The 3,284-nt window shown below is 40.4% G+C and carries 4 protein-coding genes; all 4 read left to right on the top strand.

Annotated features, from left to right (window positions below; genetic code table 11):
- The first annotated feature begins 225 nt into the window (after window positions 1-225).
- Genes M3175_RS23835 through M3175_RS23820 form a run of 4 tightly spaced genes read left to right on the top strand, consistent with a single transcriptional unit; the run spans window position 226 to window position 3,169 of the window.
- Complete coding sequence (locus M3175_RS23835; RefSeq protein ID WP_285852449.1) at window positions 226-747, top strand: DUF6431 domain-containing protein; 522 nt, start codon at window positions 226-228, stop codon at window positions 745-747.
- A 40-nt stretch (window positions 748-787) separates the two neighbouring features.
- Window positions 788-2,143, top strand: a complete 1,356-nt coding sequence (locus M3175_RS23830) for a DDE-type integrase/transposase/recombinase (RefSeq protein WP_251524399.1) — start codon at window positions 788-790, stop codon at window positions 2,141-2,143.
- On the top strand, window positions 2,136-2,936 hold the full coding sequence (locus M3175_RS23825; RefSeq protein WP_251524396.1) for an ExeA family protein: 801 nt from the start codon (window positions 2,136-2,138) through the stop codon (window positions 2,934-2,936). The genes M3175_RS23830 and M3175_RS23825 overlap by 8 nt, the downstream gene beginning before the upstream one ends.
- Window positions 2,933-3,169 carry a DUF5348 domain-containing protein gene (locus tag M3175_RS23820; protein ID WP_251524393.1) on the top strand — a complete coding sequence of 79 codons (237 nt, stop codon included), beginning with the start codon at window positions 2,933-2,935 and terminating at the stop codon, window positions 3,167-3,169. The genes M3175_RS23825 and M3175_RS23820 overlap by 4 nt, the downstream gene beginning before the upstream one ends.
- The last annotated feature ends 115 nt before the right edge of the window (window positions 3,170-3,284 follow it).

Here is a 3,284-nt window from a genome sequence, read left to right as displayed (position 1 = left end):
TGTTATTGCCATCCCAAAATGACCGATAGTTGACGGTGTTGCCTGTCCAGAATTTGACGGTTATAATGTCCATGTGTGCATAATTCGAAACATTTTGACATTTATAATTCTGGAGAAAGGAAAAGACGCCTCCCATAATGTATATCTGCGCCAACAGATATACGGGAGACGTCCCCTAAAAAAACCATATGATTATTGTATCAGATTATAAACTAATTGAAAACAATGGAGTTTTTGGTTAGAGGTGCGGGGAGGATTCCTTCGCCCTGTTGCGGGAAAGACATGAGCGTAACTGGTACTAGGGAAAGAAAATCAAAAGAAAGTTCTGGAGAGACAAAAATATATAATATCCGGCGTTTAGGTTGTGATCAATGCGGCCGGATTCATCATGAATTACCAGATTTCTTAGTTCCATATAAGAGATATAAGGCAGAGTGTATAGAGTCGGTTCTTTCGAACCCTTCTACACATGATGTTCCAGCTGATGAATCTACTTTATTTCGTTGGTTTAAATGGTTTAATAATTTCGTAGATTACTGGGCAAATTGCCTCTTATCCATTGTGCTTCGAACCAAACAGGATAAGGTCCCTTTGAATTTGACGTCCGCAAATTCAGAGACTGCACTTCATAGAATAGGACGACTGGTTGGAAATGCCACCAGATGGCTGGAGAGAATTGTCCGTCCGATAGTGAATTTAAATTTATGGGTACATACCCGTTCTGCATTCTTGTCCGAAGATAGCTGATTTACACTCATGATAATCACATTTGTAAAGGAGTGTTATCATGAGAGATCAAAAAAAGGCAGAAGAAATCGCAGTACAAAGGTTCCAGCTTATTGCCCCTCTTTTGGCGGAAGGGCTAGATGCTGGAAAAGCAAAGGAATTGAAAAACCATATATGTAAGACCAGCGGTCTTTCTGAAAGGACAATTAGACGTTACCTTGAGCAGTATCGCAATGAAAGTTTTAAAGGGCTAAAGCCAAAAGGAATCCAGGGAAAAATGAAAAAAGAGGCCATTCCTCCGCATTTATTGGAACAAGCGATTCTCCTTCGAAAAGAAGCTCCTACTAGAAGTGTTGCACAAATTATTCAAATACTAGAGTGGGAGGGCTTAGCACAACCAGGGCAGCTAAAACGATCTACTCTTCAAGAAAAGTTAACTGAAAGAGGATACAGTTCTCGGCAAATGAGGCTCTACTCTCAATCAGGGGTAGCAGCCAGACGATTTCAAAAGCGTCACCGTAACCAGCTGTGGCAATCAGATATAAAATTTGGACCTTATTTACCCATTGGGCCAAATGGGATCAAGAAGCAGGTCTACTTAGTCGCTATAATAGACGACGCAACTCGATTTATTCTGCATGGAGCCTTCTATCCTACCCTTGATTCTAGGATTATAGAGGATGCTTTTCGAAATGCAATTCAAAAATATGGTGTCCCTGAAGCCGTTTACTTTGATAATGGAAAACAGTATCGAACCAAGTGGATGTCTCGTACTTGTTCTAAATTAGGGACAAGACTGATCTATGCAAAACCGTATGCGGCTGAGTCAAAAGGCAAAGTTGAACGCTTTAATAGAGTTGTAGATTCTTTTTTGGGTGAAGCTGCCCTTGATAAGCCTAATTCCTTAGATCGATTGAATGAGCTTTTTCAAGTATGGTTTTCAGAATGTTATCAAAATAAACCCCATTCTGGTCTTGATGAGAACATTAGCCCTGAAACTGCTTTTCGAAGCGATAAAAAAGCACTTCGATTTATTGATCCTGATAAACTAGCGAATGCTTTCTTGCATTGTGAGACGAGGAAAGTAGATAAGTCAGGGTGTATTAGTTTTATGGATCAGAAATATGAGGTTGGTCTTTCTTTTATTGGTCGTCAAGTAGATGTTGTCTATGATCCAGCGGATTTGGAGGAGCTAACAATTGAATATGAGGGTTATTCCCCTTGGAGAGCAAAAAAGCTTGTGATTGGAGAAAGATCTGGAAAGCGACCACCATTGCCTTCACACCTCCAGTCACCTGAAGCTGATTCTTCCAGATTACTTAAAGCTGCCGAACAGAAACACAAAGAAAGAAAAATCGAACAAGCTCCAGCCGTTTCTTTCCGTGCTGTTTGGAAGGAGGATGGCGAAGATGTTTGAGGGTTTTTATGGAATGAAACACACCCCTTTTACAAGAGATGTACCTACTACTCAACTTTATGATTCCATTACGATGCAAGAAGTTTTGGGCCGATTAAAGTATACGGCAGAGAGGCAGCTATTTGCCGTTTTAACTGGGGATTGCGGGACTGGGAAAACAACCACACTTAGGAAATTTGTAGATGGCCTTGATCAAGGGAAATATCAAGTGCTTTATTTATCCGATTCAAAACTAACACCAAGGCATTTTTATAAAGGTTTGTTAGAACAGCTAGGAGCGGAATCGAAGTTCTATAGAGGCGATGCCAAACGACAGCTTCATCGAGAAATTGAATTAATGAGAGGTATTCATGGAATTCAGCCTGTAGTTGTGGTTGATGAGTCACACCTATTAGATCGTGAAATGCTTGAAGAGGTCAGATTTTTACTCAACTTCAAGATGGATGCACAAAGCCCGATGGCTCTTATCCTTGTAGGACAAAGTGAATTATGGGATCGTCTGCGTCTTCAATCATACTCTGCCATACGTCAAAGAATCGATATTCAGTTTAAATTAAGTCACTATGATCGCGCACAAGTAGATGCATATGTCTCACGACATCTAGAATATGCAGGAATTGAACAACAAATCTTCTCAGATGGGGCATTGGAAGAAATTCATCGGTTTTCTGGGGGCACCCCACGGCTTATTAATAAAGTATGTACTCACAGCCTCCTGTATGGAGCTCAAAATGGGCGACGTATCATTGATGATCATATGATTAAGCATGTTATTCAGGGGGAACTGTCATGAGGAGCCGCTGGAAAGATATGAAGTATAATGAGGATCTCGATTGTTGGGTGGTCTTCTGGGGTGACAATACTGGTTACAAGGTGCGTTGTGGTGATTGGTTTGATCTTCACCTAGGAGATGGAAGGAAACTTTCTTGCCGTATGGAACTAGGAAGGGATTGGTATATTATCGTTGGTAGAAATGAAACAAAATTTTATTTAAAACAAAACGAAACCTATCAGGTTGATATTTAGATAAAGGGGAAGCTAAAGAAAGTTGTGGGCTTCCCCTTTCTTTCGGTCAATATTTCCGTCAGATTGTGGACAAATGCTTCTGACAATTTCTTGCCAAAATAAAACGTCAGTAACA

The sequence above is a fragment of the Robertmurraya korlensis genome, from assembly GCF_023715225.1.
Taxonomy (GTDB): Bacteria; Bacillota; Bacilli; order Bacillales; family Cytobacillaceae; genus Robertmurraya_A.
Note: the sequence above shows the minus strand (reverse complement) of the source record. Positions and strands in the feature narration are given on the sequence as shown.